20 protein-coding genes and 1 tRNA gene are annotated in these 21,123 nt (G+C 61.5%); 6 read left to right on the plus strand and 15 right to left on the minus strand.

Annotated features, from left to right (window positions below):
• Position 1 precedes the first annotated feature (1 nt).
• From mfd to I6E73_RS11125, 3 genes are all read right to left on the minus strand, one after another.
• On the minus strand, positions 2-3,703 hold the full coding sequence (gene mfd, locus I6E73_RS11115; RefSeq protein WP_197125587.1) for a transcription-repair coupling factor: 3,702 nt from the start codon (positions 3,701-3,703) through the stop codon (positions 2-4).
• A gap of 151 nt (positions 3,704-3,854) precedes the next feature.
• Positions 3,855-4,436, minus strand: a complete 582-nt coding sequence (gene pth, locus I6E73_RS11120) for an aminoacyl-tRNA hydrolase (RefSeq protein WP_197125589.1) — start codon at positions 4,434-4,436, stop codon at positions 3,855-3,857.
• A gap of 26 nt (positions 4,437-4,462) precedes the next feature.
• Positions 4,463-5,086, minus strand: coding sequence for a 50S ribosomal protein L25/general stress protein Ctc (locus tag I6E73_RS11125; RefSeq protein ID WP_197125591.1), 624 nt, complete (start codon positions 5,084-5,086; stop codon positions 4,463-4,465).
• Positions 5,087-5,387: 301 nt separating this feature from the next.
• Between I6E73_RS11125 and I6E73_RS11130 the strand changes: the two genes are divergently transcribed.
• Positions 5,388-6,104 (plus strand): FadR/GntR family transcriptional regulator, encoded by a 717-nt coding sequence (locus tag I6E73_RS11130; RefSeq protein WP_197125593.1) that lies wholly within the window; start codon positions 5,388-5,390, stop codon positions 6,102-6,104.
• Between the two features lie 68 nt (positions 6,105-6,172).
• Here I6E73_RS11130 and I6E73_RS11135 read toward each other — a convergent pair whose 3' ends face one another.
• Genes I6E73_RS11135 through I6E73_RS11150 form a run of 4 tightly spaced genes read right to left on the minus strand, consistent with a single transcriptional unit; the run spans position 6,173 to position 10,009 of the window.
• Positions 6,173-7,216, minus strand: a complete 1,044-nt coding sequence (locus I6E73_RS11135) for an L-idonate 5-dehydrogenase (RefSeq protein WP_197125595.1) — start codon at positions 7,214-7,216, stop codon at positions 6,173-6,175.
• Positions 7,217-7,272: 56 nt separating this feature from the next.
• Positions 7,273-8,046, minus strand: coding sequence for an SDR family oxidoreductase (locus tag I6E73_RS11140; RefSeq protein WP_307784300.1), 774 nt, complete (start codon positions 8,044-8,046; stop codon positions 7,273-7,275).
• A 9-nt stretch (positions 8,047-8,055) separates the two neighbouring features.
• Complete coding sequence (locus I6E73_RS11145) at positions 8,056-9,465, minus strand: GntP family permease (RefSeq protein ID WP_197125597.1); 1,410 nt, start codon at positions 9,463-9,465, stop codon at positions 8,056-8,058.
• A 22-nt stretch (positions 9,466-9,487) separates the two neighbouring features.
• On the minus strand, positions 9,488-10,009 hold the full coding sequence (locus I6E73_RS11150; protein WP_197125599.1) for a gluconokinase: 522 nt from the start codon (positions 10,007-10,009) through the stop codon (positions 9,488-9,490).
• Between the two features lie 212 nt (positions 10,010-10,221).
• On the opposite strand from I6E73_RS11150, the gene I6E73_RS11155 reads away from it, so the two are divergent.
• Positions 10,222-10,647, plus strand: coding sequence for a pyridoxamine 5'-phosphate oxidase family protein (locus I6E73_RS11155; RefSeq protein WP_197125601.1), 426 nt, complete (start codon positions 10,222-10,224; stop codon positions 10,645-10,647).
• A gap of 98 nt (positions 10,648-10,745) precedes the next feature.
• Here I6E73_RS11155 and I6E73_RS11160 read toward each other — a convergent pair whose 3' ends face one another.
• Positions 10,746-11,063: a putative quinol monooxygenase gene (locus tag I6E73_RS11160; RefSeq protein WP_197125603.1), complete on the minus strand. Its 318-nt coding sequence runs from the start codon at positions 11,061-11,063 to the stop codon at positions 10,746-10,748.
• Between the two features lie 203 nt (positions 11,064-11,266).
• Here I6E73_RS11160 and gndA point away from each other — a divergent pair, with 203 nt between their 5' ends.
• Entirely contained in the window at positions 11,267-12,724 is a 1,458-nt protein-coding gene (gene gndA / locus I6E73_RS11165; RefSeq protein ID WP_197126311.1) for an NADP-dependent phosphogluconate dehydrogenase, read from the plus strand.
• Between the two features lie 95 nt (positions 12,725-12,819).
• Positions 12,820-13,191, plus strand: a complete 372-nt coding sequence (locus I6E73_RS11170) for a hypothetical protein (protein WP_197107522.1) — start codon at positions 12,820-12,822, stop codon at positions 13,189-13,191.
• Positions 13,192-13,204: 13 nt separating this feature from the next.
• Here I6E73_RS11170 and I6E73_RS11175 read toward each other — a convergent pair whose 3' ends face one another.
• The 5 genes from I6E73_RS11175 to I6E73_RS11195 form a co-directional block, all read right to left on the minus strand.
• Positions 13,205-14,908 (minus strand): long-chain-fatty-acid--CoA ligase, encoded by a 1,704-nt coding sequence (locus I6E73_RS11175; protein WP_197125605.1) that lies wholly within the window; start codon positions 14,906-14,908, stop codon positions 13,205-13,207.
• A 68-nt stretch (positions 14,909-14,976) separates the two neighbouring features.
• Positions 14,977-15,954 (minus strand): ribose-phosphate diphosphokinase, encoded by a 978-nt coding sequence (locus I6E73_RS11180; RefSeq protein WP_197107527.1) that lies wholly within the window; start codon positions 15,952-15,954, stop codon positions 14,977-14,979.
• Between the two features lie 40 nt (positions 15,955-15,994).
• Complete coding sequence (gene glmU / locus I6E73_RS11185) at positions 15,995-17,431, minus strand: bifunctional UDP-N-acetylglucosamine diphosphorylase/glucosamine-1-phosphate N-acetyltransferase GlmU (protein ID WP_197107529.1); 1,437 nt, start codon at positions 17,429-17,431, stop codon at positions 15,995-15,997.
• Positions 17,432-17,526: 95 nt separating this feature from the next.
• Positions 17,527-17,862: a hypothetical protein gene (locus tag I6E73_RS11190; protein WP_197125607.1), complete on the minus strand. Its 336-nt coding sequence runs from the start codon at positions 17,860-17,862 to the stop codon at positions 17,527-17,529.
• 308 nt (positions 17,863-18,170) lie between these two features.
• Positions 18,171-18,242, minus strand: a tRNA-Gln gene (locus I6E73_RS11195).
• A 149-nt stretch (positions 18,243-18,391) separates the two neighbouring features.
• Here I6E73_RS11195 and I6E73_RS11200 point away from each other — a divergent pair.
• Complete coding sequence (locus I6E73_RS11200) at positions 18,392-18,883, plus strand: MarR family winged helix-turn-helix transcriptional regulator (protein ID WP_197107535.1); 492 nt, start codon at positions 18,392-18,394, stop codon at positions 18,881-18,883.
• Positions 18,876-19,961 (plus strand): YeiH family protein, encoded by a 1,086-nt coding sequence (locus I6E73_RS11205; protein WP_197125609.1) that lies wholly within the window; start codon positions 18,876-18,878, stop codon positions 19,959-19,961. The genes I6E73_RS11200 and I6E73_RS11205 overlap by 8 nt, the downstream gene beginning before the upstream one ends.
• Positions 19,962-20,064: 103 nt before the next feature.
• Here the strand turns inward: I6E73_RS11205 and I6E73_RS11210 are convergent, their stop codons facing one another.
• Both I6E73_RS11210 and I6E73_RS11215 read right to left on the minus strand, forming a co-directional pair.
• Positions 20,065-20,568: a DoxX family membrane protein gene (locus I6E73_RS11210; protein WP_197125611.1), complete on the minus strand. Its 504-nt coding sequence runs from the start codon at positions 20,566-20,568 to the stop codon at positions 20,065-20,067.
• Positions 20,565-21,014: a DM13 domain-containing protein gene (locus I6E73_RS11215; protein ID WP_197125613.1), complete on the minus strand. Its 450-nt coding sequence runs from the start codon at positions 21,012-21,014 to the stop codon at positions 20,565-20,567. The genes I6E73_RS11210 and I6E73_RS11215 overlap by 4 nt, the downstream gene beginning before the upstream one ends.
• Between the last annotated feature and the right edge of the window lie 109 nt (positions 21,015-21,123).

Below are 21,123 nucleotides of genomic sequence, written 5' to 3' on the forward strand. Positions count from 1 at the left end.
CTTAGCTCGCGCTAGACGTACCCGACGTACCGGACGCAGCGGCAGCGTCCTTCGTCTCTTTTGCTTCTTTCGCTTTGGCTGCTGCCTTGTCGGCCGCAAGCTTCTCGGCCGCTTCGGCCGCAAGTGCAACCTCCGCGAGCTCTGCCGCGGTATCTTGAGCGCCGAACACTGACACGAGCAACTCCTTGGCCCAGTCGATGAGGTCGCCATCGCTCGCGCCGGTGGGCAGCGGAATGATCGCCGTGGAGGCGGCCGAGTGATACTTCGATCCTGGATACATCCGCTGCAGACGGATCTGCTTCGAGTCGAGCAGATCGGCGGGCGCGATGCGTAGCTTGTCGCCCATGACGACAACCTCGCTGAGCCCGAGTCGCTGCGACATCCGCCGCAAGCGAGACACCGCAATCAGGTGCTTCACTTCCTCGGGCGGTTCGCCGTAACGGTCGGTAAGTTCGTCGAGAACACGATCGATGCTGTCGGCGGATGCCGATGGCGCGCTTGCCGTGGAGAGCTTTTGGTAGGCCTCAAGGCGCAGGCGCTCGCTCTCGACGTAGTCCTCGGGGATGCTGGCATCCACGGGCAACTCAAGCCGCAGCTCGGTCTGGCCCTCGGCAACATCACCACGGAATGTGGAGACGGCTTCGCCGATCATCCGCAAATAAAGGTCAAAGCCGACACCGGCAATGTGGCCAGACTGTTCGCCACCGAGCAGGTTTCCGGCACCACGAATTTCGAGGTCCTTCATCGCGATCTGCATACCGGCACCCAGCTCGTTGTTGGCGGCGATGGTGTCGAGACGTTCGTGCGCGGTTTCGCTGAGCGGCTTCTCTTCGTCGTACAGGAAGTACGCGTAGGCCCGCTCGCGTCCACGGCCCACCCGGCCACGCAACTGGTGCAGTTGGCTGAGGCCATACTTATCGGCCCGGTCGATGATGAGTGTGTTGGCATTGGGGATGTCGAGCCCGGTTTCCACGATCGTGGTGGAGACGAGCACATCAAACTTTCGATCCCAGAAGTCGACCATCACTTGCTCAAGAGCCGCCTCGGGCATCTGGCCGTGAGCAATCGCGATGCGAGCATCCGGCACCAGTTCGGCAATCTTGGCCGCTACCCGGTTGATGGAGCTCACGCGGTTGTGCACGTAGAACACTTGGCCCTCGCGCAGCAACTCGCGCCGAATCGCAGCGCCAACCTGACGCTCTGAATACGGGCCAACGAAGCTGAGGATCGGATGCCGGTCTTCTGGTGGAGTCGCGAGCGTCGACATTTCGCGGATGCCCGTGACCGCCATCTCGAGCGTGCGCGGAATCGGGGTTGCTGTCATCGCCAGGATGTCGACGTTGGTTTTGAGCTTCTTGAGGGCATCTTTGTGTTCAACACCGAAGCGCTGCTCTTCATCGATGATGACGAGGCCGAGGTCTTTGAAGGCGATGCTCTTCGAGAGCAAACGGTGCGTTCCGATGACGACATCGACGGTGCCATCGGCGAGGCCGGCGATCGTTTCGCGCGACTCTTTCTCGGTCTGGAAACGGCTGAGCGCCCGCAAGTGCACGGGGAAGCCCGCGAAACGATCGGCAAACGTCTCGACGTGCTGGCGCACGAGCAGCGTCGTCGGCACGATCATCGCGACCTGTTTGCCGTCTTGCACAGCTTTGAACGCGGCGCGCACCGCAACTTCCGTCTTGCCGTAGCCGACGTCACCGCTCAGCAGGCGGTCCATCGGCACGGGGCTCTGCATGTCGGCCTTCACCTCATCGATTGTGGTGAGCTGGTCAGGAGTTTCCGCAAAGGCAAAAGCCTCCTCGAGCTCACGCTGCCACGGGGTATCCGGCCCAAAGGCGTACCCCTTGCTGGCCATGCGGGCGCTGTAGAGCTTGACCAGCTCGACAGCGATATCGCGAACGGCACGACGTGCTTTGGTCTTAGCAGCCGACCAGTCGCTGCCGCCCATCTTGTTGAGGGCTGGCGATTCGCCGCCGACATAGCGCGAGAGCAGGTCGAGCTGATCGGTGGGCACATACAGTTTGTCGCCAGGGTAGCCACGCTTATTCGGCGCGTACTCGAGCACCAAAAACTCGCGCTGAGTCTTGACCGCATTGCGGCCGCCCGTGCTGACCTCGCGTGACACCAACTCGATGAACTTGCCGATGCCGTGCGTCTGGTGCACAACGTGGTCGCCGCTCGAGAGCTGCAGCGGGTCAACAACGTTCTTGCGTCTGGCCGCGAGCTTGCGTGCCGGGCGCGAAGCGTAGCCGACCGACCGACCAAAGAACTCGCCTTCGCTAAGCACCGCGAGCTTCGCCTCGGGCATCGCAAAACCATGATCGACGGATGCCCGCAGCAGATACGCCACTCCCGGCTCGGTCTCGGCGGGGAAGGCCTCAACGGCACGCCCCGCCAATTCGCGTTCGCCCAGCAGATTAGCCGTGCGCTCTACGAGACCGGCTCCCTCCGCGACGATCGCTACCGTCCAGCCATCGGCGAGCAAGTGGCCGACGTGGTCGAGGGCGCCATCGAGAGTTCCCGCAAACGAGGGGGTTGCCGTGGCAGCGATTCGAACATATTCGGATGCCTCTTCCGCACCATCCAGCAGGTCGACGGCATCCGCTGCCCCCGAGTCGAAGGTGCTGAGGGTCCACCAGGGGCGATCCCCCGCGGACGCCCGAAGCGCGTTGAGCGTGACAAAGTCACCGGCATCCAAGTCAATGGGCGCTTCGGCGCCGGCCGTTGCCGCGTTCCACGCCGCACTCAAAAACTCTTGGTTCGTCTCAGCGAGGCTGATCGCGCGCGACGACACCTTCTCGGGCGAGAGCACCGCTATGGCAGCATCCGCCGGAAGGTAGTGAGTGATCGGCACCAGCTTGTCGACCAACGCGGGCGCTAGCGATTCCATGCCATCAACCGGGATGCCCTCGGCGATCTTCGCGAGCATCGTAGAGAGACTCGGAAACTCGTGCTGCATTTCGCGGGCACGCTGACGCACCGCATCGTTCAACAACAGTTCGCGACTCGGCACCAGCTCGACAGACTCAACATCACCCTCGATGGAGCGCTGGTCGGCAACCGAGAACTCGCGCAACTGCTCAAGCTCATCGCCAAAGAATTCGAGGCGAAGCGGATGCTCGTGGTTGGGCGCAAACACGTCGAGGATGCCACCGCGCACCGCAAACTCTCCGCGCCGCGTCACCATGTCGACGCGGGAATATGCCAGAGCCACGAGTCGCTCCGACAGCGCCGAAAGATCGTAGTTGCGGCCGCCCTTGGTGAGCTCAACCGGTTCGATCGTCGTGAGGTTGTCAGCGATGGGCTGCAGCGCTGCCCGAACGGATGCCACCAGTACAAACTGGCCGACGGGGTTCGCTTGCCACTTGGCCAAGTCGCGCAGGGCCTGCATCCGCTTGCCGACTGTTTCGGCACTCGGGCTTAACCGCTCGTGCGGGAGGGTTTCCCACGCCGGAAATTCGACAATCTGAGCATCGGGCAGATAGCTCGTGAGCGCACGGCGCAATGATTCGGACTCGCGACCGGTCGCCGTAACCGCCAACAGGGACCGCGGTGCGTTCGACTTTGTCAGCAGCCCGCCGAGCAGGGGTGCACGCATGCCATCAACGAGTGAGAAGTCTGCGCTTCGTTCAGAGAAACGGAGGGCGCTCTCTACGGTTTGGGCGCGCGAAAGTGCTGAGATAATTCCGTCGAGAGTCACCGGATTACTCTACTCGCGGCCACTGACGCTACGGTGCGAGTTCACCCACAGCGCAGCAACGCCGAGGCAGGCAACGCTGCGCAGGCAACGCTGAGGCAGGTAATGCTGCGCGGGCCCGACGGCGTCACCGCGGCTGCCGCACTCGCAAGAACTAGCGCGGGCTATGGAAACGCTGCTGCGCAGCTTCGAGGCCTTCGCGCGCCACCATCGTGACGGCATCCGCGGCATCGCTCAAGAGGTTCGGCAACGCTTTGCGTTCTTCGCCCGAGAAGTCGCGCAAGACGAAATCTGCCGCGGGCTGGCGACCAGGAGGACGCCCGATACCCACGCGCACCCGCGTGAAGTCGGGAGAGCCGACAGCGGCAGCAATATCGCGGATGCCGTTGTGGCCTCCGTGACCGCCACCGGTTTTGAGCTTCACCGTGTCGAAATCGATATCGAGTTCATCATGCACGACGATGAGGCGCTCGACCGGAATCTTGTAGAACCGCATCAGTGCTGCGGTGGGCCCGCCCGAAAGATTCATAAAAGAATTGGGCTTCGCCAGAATCAGCTTGGGGCCATCACCAAAACTGCGGCCTTCAGCGACCGCAGCATTGGCTTTGTGGTTCTTGAAAGTGGCAGACAATTCGTCTGCCAAATGGGCCAACACCATGTGGCCCACGTTGTGGCGATTACCGGCGTAGCCGGGCCCGGGGTTACCGAGCCCGACTACTAACCATTGGTCATCCACGATTTCTCGCTTACGAAAGAATCTGATTATTCAGCAGCCGCGGTGCTAGCAGCCTCGGCAGCAACTGCTGCGGCTTCTTCTTCAGCAGCTTCAGCCTCAACCGACGCACGCGGCATGCTGACGGCGACAACGAGAAGCTCGGGGTCGGAGAGCAGGTTCGAGCCCTCGATGAGCTCAACGTCGGCGGCGTAGATGTGAGCGCCTTCTTCTCGGCCCTCGATGTCGACGGTGAAGTACTCAGGAATGTGAGTTGCTTCTGCCTCAACCGAGATGGTCGGAGCGTCGAGGTTGGCGAGGGTGCCAGGAGCCGACTCACCAGTAACGTGGATCGGCACGTCAACGATAACTTTTTCACCCTTGCGGATGACAACGAGGTCGATGTGCTCGATGATCTGGCGAACGGGGTCCTTCTGAACATCCTTGACCAGTGCGAGCTGGCTCTTGCCGTTGATGTCGAGATCCAAGATCTGGTTCGACTTGCGGAGGATGAGCCCGATCTCGTGACCCGGGAGGGCAACGTGGATGGGGTCGGTGCCGTGACCGTAGATGACGGCGGGGATCTTGCCTGCAGCGCGGAGCTTGCGAGCAGCACCCTTGCCGAAGGATTCACGGGCATCCGTGACTACGTGGTTAACGCCTGGCTTAGCCATTGTTATCTCCTAGTAAGACCGAAGTCTGTTGTGGGCCCGGTGCCTGCAACAAGCGGAGTGCTCGTGGCGGGCGCAGCGCCCAGATCATTGTCTGTAGTTCAACTCGAACGCCGGCAGACCAAAGATCTGCCACGTGAGGAAAAGCCCTGTGACTTGCCCGCCGCGTCGATAACGGAACCAAATGGTTCCCTCGCCGAAGTTCAACTGCCGAGTTTACACGGTTAATGAGCGACTGCACTTCGTATTTCTGCGGCCCTGAGCGCCGCCCTTCGCGGGAGCCCTCACCCGCTACTGTAGGAGCATGTCCGGAGGTCTTCACGCACGCGTGCTTAACGATCTCGGGCTCAGCATCGTCTCGGGCGAGATCACCCCCGATTCTACGATCCTCGCCGAACAGCTCGAAGAACGCTACGGCGTTTCACGCTCGGTCGTTCGCGAAGCGGTTCGCGTGCTCCAGTCACTCGGCATGGTCGCCTCCGTGAAGCGCGTCGGGATGCGCGTCAAACCGATGTCCGAGTGGAGTCTGTACGATCCTCTCGTCATCCGGTGGCGGCTCGAACAGACCGAAAACGGGCGCCAGCTGCGCTCGCTCACCGAACTGCGCAGCGCTATCGAACCTCAAGCCGCGCAACTTGCCGCGCAACACGCATCCAACGAGGCTGCCGGCGAGCTACTGGCGCTGGCCGCGCGTATGCGGGCCGTCGGCCGCTCGGGCGACCTTGAGCTGTTTCTTGAGCTCGACATCCGCTTTCATTCGCTCGTTTTGGCGGCAAGCGGCAACGAGATGTTCGCCCGCCTCGACCGTGTGATCGCCGAAGTGCTGACAGGGCGCACCAACCGCGGCCTCATGCCGTCGACTCCGCACGAAGAGGCGCTGCAGTTGCACGTGGACGTGGCGGACGCCATTCAGGGCAAGCGCCCCCACGACGCCTTCGCCTCCATGGAGCGCATCATGACGCGCACCATTGAAGAGGTTGAGCCCATCTGGGCTGGCGAACCCCGCATCTTCCTCGACTAGGAACGCCGCGCGGGGATCAGTTACGAGCAGAGCCCGCTAGCAAGAGGATGTCCCCGAAGCGCAGTGAGCTAGAAGCGCAGCAACACCTTGCCGCTGTTTTCCGAGTCCTTGGCTACCGCAAACGCTTCATGAGCATCGGATGCCGCGAACTCGTGCGTCACGATCGGAGCGACAACGAGGCTGCCATCGGCGAGCGCCGCGATCACTTCGTCGATCTCGTCGTTGAAGCGGAATGACCCGACGAGTTCGAGCTCGCGCGTGATGGCAAGCGAGATGAGCGCGGGCTGCTGGCCGGAGGGCAAGAGCCCGACCATGACAACGCGGCCGCCACGAGTCGCTCCGCGCACGGCAGACTCGAGACCGCGATAGCTGCCCGATGATTCGAAGACGATGTCGGCGTCGACTGCGGCGATGGCATCCACGTCGGTGGCGTGAAGAGTTTCGGTTGCACCGACCTGGCGAGCGATGGCGAGCGGGCCGGCGAACATGTCAACGGCCACGATCTCACTGGCACCCGCGCGCTTGAGAACGGCGACGATGAGGGCACCAATGGGGCCGGCGCCAATGACGAGAGCGCGCTTTCCGCGCACATCTCCGGCACGCGAGACCGCATGCCAGGCCACACTCGCGGGCTCGACGAGGGCTGCATCCCGCAGTGTCAGAGAACTGGGGAGTGCTCGCAGCATCCGGCTGGGCAGAGTGACGAACTCGGCGAACGCACCTTCAGCGTGCGGAAAGCGTGCCGCGCTGCCGAGGTAGGTGCAGCCGGGCGAAAGATTGGGGCGGTTTTCGGGCCACCGTGGCTCGGTTCCGCCGGGAGTTGCGGGGTGCACGGCTACGGCCGTCCCCGCCACAGGGCCGCTGCCATCAGCGGCCTGCTGAATGACGGTGCCGACAACTTCGTGGCCGAGAATCATCGGAGCCTTGAGAATCGACTCCCCCGCGGCACCGTGCGACCAGTAGTGCAGGTCAGACCCGCAGACCCCGCCGAATGCAATCTGGATCACAGCTTCGTCGGCGGCCGGAGCGGCCAACGGAATGCTCTCCACGCGCAAGTCATCTTGAGCGTGAATCGTGACCGCGAGAGTTTCGGCGGGGGCTGCACTTGTCATGACAATCTTTTCTGTAGAACGGTGCCGGCAGTGACGCGCGGCGATGAAGCAGAGGGCTAAACGACGACCGTCATACCGCCATCGATGAAGATGACCTGGCCATTGACGTAGTCAGAACCACTCGAGGCGAGCCACACGGCGGGGCCGCCCAGGTCGGCGGGAGTTCCCCAGCGACCGGCGGGCGTGCGCCCGAGAATCCAGTTGTTGAACGTGTCGTCGTCAACAAGCGCCTGCGTCATCTCGGTGTGGATGTAGCCAGGCGCGATCGCGTTGATCTGCAACCCGCCGCTCGCCCACTCGGCCGTCATGGCACGAGTGAGATTGCGAATGCCGCCCTTCGAGACCGTGTACGGCCCGATGGTCGGGCGAGCCAGATCGGTCTGCACCGACGCGATGTTGATGATCTTGCCCTCGCCCCGCTCGAGCATGTGCCGGGCAACTTCGCGCCCGACGAGGAACGCGCTGGTGAGGTTGGTGGCGATCACTCGGTTCCAGTCCTCCACGTCGAGGTCGAGCATCGGTTCGCGATGCTGGATGCCCGCGTTGTTCACGAGCACCCCAATCGCACCGATGGATGCCTCGATCTCGGCGATAGCGGTGGCGACAGCCGTGGCATCCGCTACGTCAAACGCACGAGCGTAGACGCGGTCGACCCCAAACTCGGAGCTGAAGTCGGTGTGAGTGGCGGCGAGCCGCTCCTCGTCGCGACCGTTCAGCACGATCGTTGCTCCGGCTTCGGCGAGGGCTTGCGCAATGACGCGCCCGATTCCTCGACTCGATCCGGTAACGAGGGCGATGCGCCCGGTGAGGTCAAACATGGTGGATGCCACAGCTATCTCCTAGAACATTCCGGCGACGATGAAGATGACGAACGCGATCGCGAAGCCCATGACACCGATCAGTGCCTGACCGACGGTCCAGGTGCGAAGCGTGGTCTGGGTGTCCATGCCGAAGAAGCGGCTAACCAACCAGAAACCCGAGTCGTTCACGTGACCAGCAAACACCGAACCGGCGGCGAGCGCGAGCACGATGGCAGCGAGTTCGACGGGGTTGAGGCTGGCGTCAGCGAGTACGACAGGCTGAATGAGCGCGGCCGAAGTGGTGAGCGCGACTGTTGCGGAACCTTGGGCGACGCGGATGATCGCGGCGATCACGAAGCCGGCAACGATCAGCGGCATACCGATCGACTCGAGCGAGGTTGCGATGCTGGCGCCGATTCCGCTGGCGCGCAGTACGCCACCGAACATTCCACCGGCACCGGTGATGAGGATGATCGAGCTAACCGGGCCGAGGGCGCTGTCAACGATGGTCTCGATGAGGGTGCGCTTCTTGTTGCGCTTCCAGCCGAGCAGCCACATGGCGAACACGACAGTGATGAGCAGAGCGATGGGAGTTTCGCCGAGGAGACGAAGCGCCTGAACGAGCGGGCTCTCAAGGTCAACGACGCCAGCGGTTGCGAGGGCGTTGAGACCGGTGTTCATGAAGATGAGCACGAGAGGAAGGAGGAGGAGGAAGAGGATGGTGCCGAGCTTGGGGTTCGACTTGAACTCTGCAGCCTTCTCGTCGTCGTGAACACCGAAGAGGATGTCGGGAATCGCAATATCGAAGCGCTTACCGGTCCAGGTGCCGAATTTGTAACCCACGACGTACCAGGTGGGGATGGCAACGATGAGACCAAAGATCAGAACGAGTCCGACGTCAGCACCAAGAAGACCGGTTGCGGCAACGGGGCCGGGGTGCGGCGGCACGAAGATGTGCATGACCGAGAACGCCACTGCTGCGGGGAAGGCGTAGAGGAGGAGCGATCCGCCGAGGCGACGAGCAACCGTGAAGATGATCGGCAGCATGACGACAAGACCGGCGTCGAAGAAGATGGGGAACCCCATCATGAGCGACGCTACAGCGAGAGCAAGCGGCGCACGCTTTTCACCGAAGCGGTTGATGAGTGAATCGGCGAGCACTTGCGCTCCGCCACTCATCTCGAGCATCCGACCGAGCATCGCTCCTAGACCGACCAGAAGCGCAACGCTGGCGAGAGTACCGCCGAAGCCCGACGTGAGCGTCGGAATTATCTGGTTCGTGGGGATACCTGCGGCAAGCGCCGTCACGAGGCTGACGATGATCAGTGAGAGGAACGCGTGAACGCGCCCCACGATGATCAGTACGAGCAGGAGCGCAATCGCGCCGGCTGCGAGAAGGAGTAGGCCCCAGGTGGGCAACTCCCAGAGCAGTTGGAGGTCGGTCATCATTGTCCTATTTCTTTAGTGCAGCTCAGACGACGTAGTTGTCGGTGAGGTCGTTGGTGATGGACCGGACGATGTCGTCCGGAGTCTGGGTGAGGTCGACGAGCACACCGCGCTCATCGTCCTGGAGCGGTTCGAGGGTGTCGAACTGCGAGCTGAGCAAGCTGTTGGGCATGTACTCGTGGTTGCGGTGCGACTGACGCTCGGCGATGACTTCGCGCGCTCCCTGCAAGTGGACGAAGACCGTCGAGGGAGCGTGCGCGGTGAGGATGCGGCGATATGACCGCTTGAGCGATGAGCACGCGACGATGATGGGGTTTCCCTCAGCGAGTTCGGCGCCGATACGGTCAGCGATGATCTCGAGCCACGGAGCGCGGTCTTCGTCGTTCAGAGCGTGGCCGGCAGCCATCTTCTCTTTGTTAGCTCGCGGGTGGAGGTCGTCACCGTCGATGAACTGCATTCCCAGAGATTCACTGAGGGCAGCGCCAACGGTCGATTTACCGGATCCCGAGACACCCATCACGATGAGGGGTGGAAATTGTGAAGCCACTGTTTTCCTAACATTCGACGCATCGTTACGTCTGATATCAATCTGACCAGTGTGCCTTAAAGCAGACTTAATGCAAAGTTGTTGAGAATATATCTCCGAAGCCTCGCAAGCGGATGCCTCCAGTGCTGCCCACTAACCGCGCATTTCCCCGCAACAAAGGCTGGTAACTCGCGGACCACAGTGGGAGAATTGGGCCACGGAAGGATCACTCCATGAGCGAGAATCTGAATGAACCAGTTGAAGAATTAGCGCTGGAAACCTGTTGGGAATTGCTGCGCACCGCCGATCTGGGCAGGATCGCCGTCAGCTTTCAGGGAGAACCTGACATTACGCCCGTCAATTTCATTGCGGTCGGCGAGCGGCTGCTCTTGCGTACGTCGCAGGGGACCAAGCTTCTCAAACTCACCATCAATGAGCGCGTCGCCTTCGAAACCGACTTCGTGGGCCCGCACACTGCGTGGAGTGTCGTAGCCAAAGGCACCGCTCGAATCATTGAATCTCAGGATGAGATCTACGAAGCGGACCAGCTACCGCTTCGCCCGCTCATCCCTACCCTCAAATACATTTGGGTCGAGATCACTCCCACCGAGATCAGCGGGCGACGCTTCCTTTTGGGCCCGGAGCCCGAGCGCTACTAGCTCGAGGCGCTACTGCGCCTGCACACACGAACGCGTCGATCGGTTGAGCCCAGAAGACGCAACCGATCGACGCGGAACAGTGAGAAGAACGCTGCTGCTTAGAGCGCGCCCTTTCCCGTGGCGCCGATGGGGATGGGTGACATTCGCGTCACGGCAACCTCGGCCGTGAGGTACTGACCGATCTCACCGACAAGAGCGGCGACGGCCGGGCTTTGACCGTGAGCATCAAGAAGTGCCTCCGACTCCCACTTCTCGATCATGACGAGCGTGCCGTCTGCCGTCTCGTGGATGGCGTAGAGCTCGCAACCGGGCTCCTCATGCACGAGAGGAAGTGCGGTGTGAAGTGCCTCGACAACGGCATCGCGGCTATCGGGTCGAATGTGAAAAATGGCGGTAACGATCACTGGCTGGCTCATACCTCCACGCTACTCCTCAGATCTCGTACGTTGTCTGGGACGGCTACGGCGTCAGGCTCCCTGAGGCTTCTCCGCGGCTTTCCCCTCGGCCGTGAAGCCTGAATGGATGCCGCGAGGCTGTTCCGCGGTGTGCCCTAGGCTTGATGATTGGGCCAACCAGTCGTGAGCCCGCCACTTTGTCCCAGAGTCAAGGAGTGAACGATATGACCGCTGCTGAGCAAGCATCCGCAAACATTGGCGTAGTAGGGCTCGCAGTTATGGGCTCCAACCTCGCCCGTAACCTCGCGAGTCGCGAAGGCAACACCGTTGCCATCTACAACCGTTCCTACTCGAAGACTGAGACGCTGCTCACCGAGCACCCCGAAGCTAACTTCGTTCCGGCATCCACGTATGAAGAATTTGCGGCGTCGCTGTCGAAGCCACGCACCGCGATCATCATGGTGCAGGCCGGCAAGGGCACGGATGCCGTGATTGACGCTCTGACCGAAGCGTTTGAGCCCGGCGACATCATCGTCGACGGCGGCAACGCGCTCTTCACCGACACCATCCGTCGCGAGAAGGCAGTGCGCGAGACCGGCATCAACTTCGTCGGCGCTGGCATCTCTGGTGGCGAAGAGGGCGCGCTTCTCGGCCCATCGATCATGCCTGGCGGTTCCGCTGAAGCATGGGAGACCCTCGGCCCGATCCTCAAGTCGATCGCCGCAATTGCCGAAGGCGAGCCCTGCGTGACCCACGTCGGCACCGATGGTGCTGGCCACTTCGTCAAGATGATCCACAACGGCATCGAATACGCCGACATGCAGCTCATCGCTGAGGCCTACGACCTCATCCGCCAGGGCACCGGCGCCACCCCCGCTGAGATCGCCGACATCTTCGCCGAGTGGAACAAGGGCGAGCTCGAGAGCTACCTCATCGAGATCACCGCCGAAGTTCTGCGCCAGGTCGACGCCAAGACTGACAAGCCCCTCGTCGACATCATCCTCGACCAGGCTGGTTCCAAGGGAACCGGCGTGTGGACCGTGCAGACCGCACTCAACCTCGGAGTCCCCGTATCGGGCATCGCGGAAGCGGTGTTCGCTCGCGCTGTCTCCTCGAAGCCCGCCCAGCGTGCGGCATCCGCAGCGCTGCCCGGCCCGAGCTCGGTGCCTACCGTCGACGACAAGGCCGCGTTCATCGAAGATGTTCGCCAGGCTCTCTACGCCTCGAAGATCATTGCGTACAGCCAGGGCTTCGACGCCATTGTTGCCGGCGCTGAAGAATACAACTGGGACATCAAGAAGGGCGAGATCGCCAAGATCTGGCGCGGTGGTTGCATCATCCGTGCACGCTTCTTGAACCGCATCACCGAGGCCTACGCCGAGAACCCCGGCCTCGTGGCCCTCGTTACCGCGCCGTACTTCACCGACGCGATGGCAGGCACACAGGACTCGTGGCGTCGCGTTGTGGGTGGCGCTGCCGCTGCCGGCATCCCCACCCCAGCATTCTCCTCGTCGCTCGCCTACTACGACAGCCTGCGCGCACCGCGCCTTCCTGCCGCCCTCGTTCAGGGTCAGCGCGACTTCTTCGGCGCTCACACCTACAAGCGCGTCGACATGGATGGCACCTTCCACACACTGTGGTCGGGCGATCGCACCGAGATCGAAGCTACTGACTCGCACTAATCGAGATGGCGGCGAACCGAGGGTTCGCCGCCATTCGTGTCTTAACTCGGCGACAGTAACGTCGCCACCACCTGCAAGTGACAGAATGGCCAACGATGAGCACCTCTGATGAGCACCCCGAGCTCGATGGCTACGAGCCGCACAACGAACGACCGTTGCGCTCGCGCACGTTCGTGTGGGTGATGCGTGTTGTTGTTGTCTTAGGACTCATCGGGCTCGTGGTTCCCGGCATCGTCTCTGCTGCCGCCACCGCCGACAACACAGCCAATCGCACCTGCGCGACCTACGTGCAGTATCTGGCGCCCCAAGCGGTGTCGTATTCGGTGCGTTTCGAGCTGACCGGCGATGGCGACCCCGGCTGGAAATGCTACGCAATCGCCTTCAACGGCAAGGAGACATTGCTTCGTTCGCTGGGGTTGATTCCCGGGCCTGCGGTGATTCCGACAAGCCCGGCCGATAACACCTAGCGGTCAGCGACTGCTACCGGTCAGCGAGCAGTTCGTCGCGAACCTGGCGACGCAACACCTTGCCGATGAGCGACCGCGGAAGATCCTCGACGCTCACGATCGTTTTGGGAACCTTGTAGGCCGAGAGATGCTCGCGCAGGTAGCTGCGCACAGCCTCCTGGTCGAGGCTTTCGCCGTGTGCGAGAACCACGGCCGCAGCAACATCTTCACCGCTGTGCTCGCTCGGAAGCCCCACCACGGCGGCATCCGCGATGGACGGATGACTCCGCAGCGCTTCTTCGACCTCGCTCGGAGCAACATTGAAGCCACCCGTGATGATCAGTTCTTTGATGCGATCAACGATCGTGACGAAACCATCGGAATCCACCGTGACGATATCGCCCGTGCGGAACCACTCTTTGCCGTCATCCGATGCGGGCGCAAACACTTCCGCGGTCTCGTCGGGCTTGCCCCAGTAACCCGAGAACACCTGAGGCCCGCGAACGATGAGCTCGCCCTCCTCCCCCAGCGCACGGTCGACGGTGGGGTTGTCGGGGTCAACAACGCGGATCTCGGTATTGGGCAGCGGCAGCCCGACGGTGCCCGCGCGTCGCGTGGGCCCGACCGGGTTAGCGATGAGGATCGGGCTGGTTTCTGAGAGACCGTAACCTTCGACGAGCGTGCCGCCAGTGCGTTCTTCCCACGGCTCTACGACGGCGGCCGAGAGCGGCATCGCACCAGAAATGGCAATCTCGATACCTTTAAGTGATACCCCGGCAGCGTCAGCTGCCTCCGTGAGACGCGCATAGATGGGCGGCACGGCCGGGAAAAATGTGGCGGGACGCTTCTTGACCACAGCGAGCACGAGGTCAGGATCGAACTTGGGGAACAACACCAGCCGCGCTCCCATGCTCGTAGTGAACGTGAGGCAGAGCGTGAGGCCGTAAGCATGGAACATCGGCAAGACAGCGTAAACGACAGAGGTTCCCCGAGGCACCGCCGGCACCCAGGCACGCGCCTGCGCAGCGTTGGTGAGCAGGTTGAGGTGCGTGAGCATGGCTCCCTTGGGGAAGCCGGTCGTGCCGCTGGTGTACTGAATAAGTGCAAGGTCATCAGACCCTGGCCGCACGATGTGCGCGTCGATCGGATTCGACGTCAGCAGCTCTTCCCACGTGATCGTGCCGCGCACGCTCGTGGTCAATGCAGCGCGTGACTCCCGCGCTTTCGCGATGGGCAACCGCAGCAGCGCTCGCGTAACGAGGCGCATCGCACGAGGCACGTCAACCGAGATGATGGTCTCGAGCGCGAGATCATCCGGGAAATCTTGCAGGGTCTCTACCGCGTTATTCCAGGCAATGACGACGCGCGCACCATGATCCTCGAACTGATGGCGGAGTTCCCGCGCGGTGTAGAGCGGGTTGTGCTCGACCACGATCGCGCCGAGACGCAGCACCGCATAGAACGCCGCAACGTGTTGGGGACAGTTAGGCAGCACGAGGGCGACACGATCACCCTTTTGTACACCAAGAAGGCGAAGGCCTTCCGCCGCACGGTTGATTTGTGCGCCCAGCTCACCGTAGGTGGTCTCTTTGCCAAAAAACTCCAGCGCAACACCGCGCGGATACTCAGCGATGGATGCCTCGACCAGATCGTAAAGTGATCCGTCGGGGAGCGGAATTTCTTGGGGTACACCGTCGGCATAGCTCTTAAGCCACGGGCGGTCGGACAACGCAGTCATACGTTAACTGTATGCCTGTGAGACGCACTCAAAAAACACAGTGCGCCGGGCACAAATGCCGTGGTTGCTTAGGCAGCGCCGTCGAACATCGAGGTAACCGAACCATCATCGAAGACTTCGTGAATGGCGCGAGCCAGCAGCGGAGCAATCGGCAGAATAGTGAGGGTGGGGAACCGCTTGTGCTCCGGCACCGGCAGCGTGTCTGTAACAACGACGGAGTCGATGAACTCGCTCTGCAAAATGGTGGGAGCGGGGTCAGAGAAGATGGCATGAGTTGCAGCCACAACGACCTTGAGCGCCCCGGCGCGCTTGAGTGCTTCGGCAGCTTTAACAATGGTTCCGCCGGTGTCGATCATGTCGTCAACGAGCAAGCACACGCGACCGTCGACATCGCCGACGATGTCGTGAACGGTGACCTTGTTGGGAACCAGAGGATCGCGACGCTTGTGGATGATCGCCAGCGGCGCACCAAGCTTGTCGCTCCAGATATCGGCAACGCGCACGCGGCCCATGTCAGGGCTCACCACGGTGAGAGTGGAGGGGTCGAGCAGCTTCTGGAAGTGCTCAAGCAGAACCGGCATCGCGAAGAGGTGGTCGACGGGGCCGTCGAAGAAGCCCTGAATCTGGGCGGCGTGAAGGTCAACGCTCATGATGCGGTCAGCACCGGCGGCTTTGTAGAGATCCGCAATCAGGCGAGCGCTGATCGGTTCGCGACCGCGGCCCTTTTTGTCTTGGCGGGCGTAGGGATAGAAGGGCGAGACGACGGTGATGCGCTTAGCAGAAGCGCGCTTGAGGGCATCCACCATGATCAGCTGTTCCATGAGCCACTCGTTGATGGGCTCGGTGTGCGACTGGATGACGAACGCATCGCAGCCACGAACACTTTCGTCATAGCGGGCGTAGATTTCACCGTTCGCAAAGGTGCGGGCATCGGTGGGAACCAGATCGCTGCCGAGCTCTTCAGCGATGTCGAGCGCAAGCTGAGGGTGAGCTCGTCCGGAGACGAGCACGAGTCGCTTCTGACCGGAAACTTTAATGCTGGCCACGTGGGGACTCGCTCTCTGCCGTGGTTACGGCGTACTTCGGTCAGGCGTCGTTTTCGTCGTGTGCTGCGGCAGCTGCCTGAGCCGCTGCAGTACCCGCCCGATTGGTTTCAACCCAGCCACTGATATTGCGCTGCGGAGCAACATTGATTGCCAGAGACCCCGCCGGTACATCTTTTCGGATGACCGACCCGGCTCCGGTATACGCTCCATCAGCAATTCTAACCGGAGCGACGAAGACGTTGTGCGACCCACTTCTGACGTGCGAGCCAACTACTGTGCGGCTCTTGTTCACTCCGTCGTAATTTGCCGTGATTGTTCCCGCACCAACATTGGACTGAACACCCACTTCGGTGTCACCGATGTAGCTGAGGTGAGGCACCTTGCTTCCCTCACCGATAGTGGAATTTTTGGTCTCGACGAACGTACCGATCTTGCCGCCGACACCGAGCTTGGTGTTGGGGCGGAGATAGGCAAACGGGCCAACGGAGGCGTTTGCTCCGATCACGCTGAGGGTGGCATCCGTGCGCTTCACGACAGCATTCTCGCCAACCTCACAGTCAACGAGGGTCGTGTCCGGGCCGATGATGGCGCCAGACTGCACGAGCGTTGCGCCCTTGAGCTGGGTGCCGGGCAGAATTTCGACGTCAGCGTTGAGTGTGACATCCGCATCGATCCAGGTCGTGGCTGGATCTTCGATCGTGACTCCGGCACGCTGCCACTTCTGCACAATGAGTTCGTTCATGCGACGAGCGGCTTCGGCCAGCTGCACGCGGTCGTTGACGCCGGCGACCATCCATCCGGCGGTCACAGGCATCGCAGCAACCGTGGCTCCAACGCCACGAAGCAGCCCGACGACGTCGGTGATGTATTTCTCGGCTTGGGCGTTGTCGGTCGTCAAACGCACAAGTTGCTCACGCAGCGGGCCAACACGGAACGCATAGGTTCCCGAGTTGATTTCCGTGATCGAGAGCTCGTCGGTGTTTGCATCTTTTTGCTCAACGATGCGATCGAGGCCGCCCTGAGCGTCACGCACAACACGGCCATAACCGGTGGCGTCGTCAAGAATGGCGGAAAGCACGGTGGCGGCAGCAGACTGCGCTCGGTGCTGCTCGAGCAGCGCCGCCAGAGTGGCCGAATCGAGAAGAGGAACGTCTCCGCTGACCACAACGACATCCCCGTCGAAGTCAGCAGGCAAAGAATCGACCGCGACCTCAACGGCACGACCAGTGCCGGCGACATCGTCTTGGTCAACGATGAGGATGTCGGGCATGAGTTCCGTCAAGCTCGCTACAACTTCGTCGCGCTGGTGTCGCACAACGGCAATCACATGATCAGGGTTCAGCTCGCGGGCGACAGCCACCACGTGCCCAATGAGTTCGCGACCGGCAAGGCGGTGCAACACTTTGGGCTTAGCGGACTTCATGCGGGTGCCTTGGCCTGCAGCGAGAACAATGACGGCGAGTTTGTGTTCGGTCATAGACCTATTCTGCCCTGAATGAGCGGCGCTCAGAACGCGCACCCGGAACTCAGGAAGAACAAGGAAAAAGCGGGAGATCCTTGTAGTTCGTATGGTTAGCGATTCAAACTGTCCTCGTAGGCAGCAGCCGCGGCGGCGAGCTCCTCCGATTCCACGAATGGGTCTTCCGGAAGCAGGTACGGACGATCGAAGCTCGTGCCGTTTGAACAGACATAGTCGTCGTGCCAGTCGTCGTTATAAGTCGGGTCCCAGATACAGAGCCATCCCCCGCTCGCTTCGCTTTCGGCGGGTTGTTGATCGGCGGAGTTTTCGCCTTCAGTTTGAAGCTGTTCCTGAGGCGGTTGATAGTCGTCTTGGCTGTCGAAGTAGGACGAACATCCTGCGAGCGCGAGCACAGACACGAACAGGACAGCTACAGAGCGGCGATACATTGGCGGCAAAGCCTCTCGGATTTATGCGGTGAGCGAGTCAGGAATCATCCAGAGATTACAGCGGCAATTAGACGTCAGCTAGCCCCCAACTCAGGGCTCAGCGCAGGTCGCGCAACAGCCCAAACGCAAGCTCTGAAGGAGCCGAATACACGGTCCTCGACCGGACAAGCGCCAAAGGCCGGACCAGTCTGAGAAAGCAAAAAGCCGGAACCTCGACGCTACGTCGGGTTCCGGCTTTTTCTTTGCCCTGAAATCCCTCTAAAGGGTTTCGACCATAAGAACGCTTGGGTTTTCAGAACCTCTTACAGCTCCGCCTCTAGGATTCGAACCTAGACTGGACAGCTCCAAAGGCTGCCGTGCTGCCATTACACCAAAGCGGACCGCACCCGAAGGCGCTAACCAATTCTGCCATGTCATTCGCCCTCTGTCGTGCACCTAGCCCGATTCGGAGGTTTCGCACACGGTTTTGGGGGCCATCCCGACGGCTTGGCTGCACACATCCGTGTCGTGAAACTGGGATAATGACCGGATGCCCCAACGCGACGAAGTCGACCGAATTGTCGAAGCGTGGTCCCGCGAGCGTCCTGATCTCGACTTTGCGCCGCTGCATGTTCTCAGCCGGGTTGGTCGCCTCGCCAAGCACTTGGAGCGCGCCCGTCGGTCGGCGTTCGCTGTGGCGGGCGTAGAGCCGTGGGAGTTTGATGTGTTGTCGGCGCTGCGCAAAGCCGGCGCCCCGTACCAATTGAGCCCCACCGCTCTCGTGCAGCAGACGATGGTGTCAAGCGGAACCATGACAAATCGCATTGATCGTATGGTCTCGCGCGGTCTCGTTCAACGTCGCACCGACCCCAATGATGGTCGTGGTGTGATTGTGAGAATGACCGCGAGCGGTCGCGAAAGTGTTGATGGCGCCATTACTTCCTTGGTTCACGACGAAACAGCCTTGCTGGCGCGCATGTCTCCCGCGGAACAAGAACGATTGAGCGGACTGCTCAGAAAGTTGAGCCTCGACGGTGAATAGCACCCCTACGCAAACCGCATTCCGACGCAACATTCCCGGACTGGGGTTGGCACTAGGGGCATTCGGGCTCGCACTACTGATCAGTTTTCTTGTGCCGGCGATCCCCACGCTCACGGCGTGTGTCGTGCTCGGCATCGTGTTCACCGCACTGCCCTGGCGCAACTCCGTACGCGCGGAGATGAAGCCAGGCCTCACCATTGCGGCCCGTCGTCTGCTTCGCATCGGTGTGGTGCTGTTGGGGTTCAAACTGAGCCTTGTGAGCATTGCTGAGCTCGGCTGGTTGGTGCTCGGCATGATTGTGGCGATCGTTGTCATCACCTTCTTCTTCACCTGGGGCTTGGGAAGGATGCTGCGCCTCCCCGGTCAGCAGCCGTTGATGATTGCGGCCGGGTTTTCCATCTGTGGCGCCTCCGCTGTTGGCGCAATGGCCGGTATGACTCGCGCCAAAGAATCTGACACCGCTACTCCGGTAGCCCTTGTCACCCTGTGCGGAACCCTCGCCATCGCGCTGCTGCCCGCGCTACGCCCGCTGATCGGTCTGGATACCGCCGAGTTCGGGATGTGGGTGGGAGCGAGTGTGCACGATGTGGGCCAGGTTGTCGCCACAGCCCAAATCGCAGGCGCAACAGCCCTCGCCGTTGCTGTCGTCGTGAAGCTCACTCGCGTCGCAATGCTGGCGCCGATGGTTGCGCTTGCCGGGATTGTTGTTGCTCGCGGCGATCGCAAGGCCGCGGCCGCCGCCGATGCGGCGGGCACTCTGGAAGCAGAGTCTGTCGATGTGAAGCCAGCGAAGCGCCCCGCGATCCTGCCGCTCTTCGTGGTCGGATTCCTCGCTGCTGTGCTGGTGCGCACCTTCGTTCCGCTCTCAGACAGCTTTCTTGAGATTGCGTCCTACGGACAAGAGCTCCTGCTCGGCATGGCTCTCTTCGGGCTCGGTGCCGCTATCAGTATTGGCAACCTCATCCGCACCGGTGGCCGTTCGCTCGTTGTCGCCCTCGTCTCGTGGGCGTTCATCGCGCTTATCTCCCTCGGTGCTGTCGAGATCGCCCGTGCCGCAGGAGTCGCGGCCCTCGGCTAGATCTGCTGCCTGCACGCTCTGCTGACTGCACGCGAAACGGCCCGTAACTCGCACAATGCGAGCAACGGGCCGTGAGCGATATCTCGTGGATCGTCGATGTCGACTAGAGCCAGCGACGAACGGGTGCTGCGAACCAACGAGATTCTGGCTTCTTTCGAAGAACCAGCTTTTCGATGATGGTCGTCACCGACAGTCGTGAAGCACTGACCACGAACGCCGCAACAACGACCGAGAGGGCCAGCATGATCGGGTACTCCTCGATCAGCTGATCGGCTGACCAGTACGACAGAAGCGTCACTGCGCTCATAAGGACGGCGGGGAAGGTCAGCACGCCCAAGATCAGCGCGATTCCCAGCCCGACTTCGAGAGCGGGGATAGCCCAGCCGAAGAAGCCGGGGGCGCCACCGAGGAAAGTAGCGGTAAACGCCTCGAAGCCATCTGCCACCCGATTGTTGGATGCTGTGCTTTGAACGACAAGGCCGATGTCGGCTCCGTCGAATCCTGCCTTGATTTTGAAGAGACCTTCGTTCAACCACAGGATGCCGAGGCCCACCCTCGCCGCTCCCGTGATGACGGAAGCGAAGAGGGAAAGCGCGCGGTTCATCATGAGAGGAGTGCTGATCCGAAGATTGCCTTGACCTTGTCGCAGTAGATGACGACGGTGTCGTAGCCGGAGATATCCATGGCGTCGAAGGTGAAGGTCTGGCTGGCTTCGTCGAACACGACGGAGTCGATCTGCATGCCTGCTGCTACGGCATCTTCATCGGCACCGTTGGTGAGATAAATGTTCAGGTCGGGACCCTCGTCGGAGGAATAGCCCGAGAGCACGATCTCAATGTCGCTGACGGTGACGGTTCCTTCGACGGAGTGTTCGCCGGCGCCCTCGAAGGTTCCTGTGACCTCTTCGTGCATCATCTCCGTGTCGGTTTCGGTCTCCGAGGATTCCGGAGCCGTGGATTCACTGCTCGACGTGTCAGTGGCTGCACCGCTGCAGGCACTGAGCATGAGGGAGAGCGCGAGAATTGCTGCAGCTGGAATAGCTATTTTTCTCATGAGGGAGTTCCTAAGTTCGTGAGGTTATGGGTGATGCCTCCGAGTCGATGACGCGGTGACGGTTACGAAGGTAAGCCGCGGCATCCCTGAAAATGACGAATGTTTCAAG

Source organism: Salinibacterium sp. SWN248, from assembly GCF_015864575.1.
Classification (GTDB): domain Bacteria; phylum Actinomycetota; class Actinomycetes; order Actinomycetales; family Microbacteriaceae; genus Rhodoglobus.

What these genes read in the sequence shown, in the direction of transcription:
- I6E73_RS11125 (WP_197125591.1), bottom strand. Translation starts at nt 5,086, where the DNA reads ATGGCTAAGCCAGGCGTTAACCACGTAGTCACGGATGCCCGTGAATCC.
- I6E73_RS11130 (WP_197125593.1), top strand. Translation starts at nt 5,388, where the DNA reads ATGTCCGGAGGTCTTCACGCACGCGTGCTTAACGATCTCGGGCTCAGC.
- I6E73_RS11135 (WP_197125595.1), bottom strand. Translation starts at nt 7,216, where the DNA reads ATGACAAGTGCAGCCCCCGCCGAAACTCTCGCGGTCACGATTCACGCT.
- I6E73_RS11145 (WP_197125597.1), bottom strand. Translation starts at nt 9,465, where the DNA reads ATGATGACCGACCTCCAACTGCTCTGGGAGTTGCCCACCTGGGGCCTA.
- I6E73_RS11155 (WP_197125601.1), top strand. Translation starts at nt 10,222, where the DNA reads ATGAGCGAGAATCTGAATGAACCAGTTGAAGAATTAGCGCTGGAAACC.
- I6E73_RS11160 (WP_197125603.1), bottom strand. Translation starts at nt 11,063, where the DNA reads ATGAGCCAGCCAGTGATCGTTACCGCCATTTTTCACATTCGACCCGAT.
- gndA (WP_197126311.1), top strand. Translation starts at nt 11,267, where the DNA reads ATGACCGCTGCTGAGCAAGCATCCGCAAACATTGGCGTAGTAGGGCTC.
- I6E73_RS11170 (WP_197107522.1), top strand. Translation starts at nt 12,820, where the DNA reads ATGAGCACCTCTGATGAGCACCCCGAGCTCGATGGCTACGAGCCGCAC.
- I6E73_RS11175 (WP_197125605.1), bottom strand. Translation starts at nt 14,908, where the DNA reads ATGACTGCGTTGTCCGACCGCCCGTGGCTTAAGAGCTATGCCGACGGT.
- glmU (WP_197107529.1), bottom strand. Translation starts at nt 17,431, where the DNA reads ATGACCGAACACAAACTCGCCGTCATTGTTCTCGCTGCAGGCCAAGGC.
- I6E73_RS11190 (WP_197125607.1), bottom strand. Translation starts at nt 17,862, where the DNA reads ATGTATCGCCGCTCTGTAGCTGTCCTGTTCGTGTCTGTGCTCGCGCTC.
- I6E73_RS11200 (WP_197107535.1), top strand. Translation starts at nt 18,392, where the DNA reads ATGCCCCAACGCGACGAAGTCGACCGAATTGTCGAAGCGTGGTCCCGC.
- I6E73_RS11210 (WP_197125611.1), bottom strand. Translation starts at nt 20,568, where the DNA reads ATGATGAACCGCGCGCTTTCCCTCTTCGCTTCCGTCATCACGGGAGCG.
- I6E73_RS11215 (WP_197125613.1), bottom strand. Translation starts at nt 21,014, where the DNA reads ATGAGAAAAATAGCTATTCCAGCTGCAGCAATTCTCGCGCTCTCCCTC.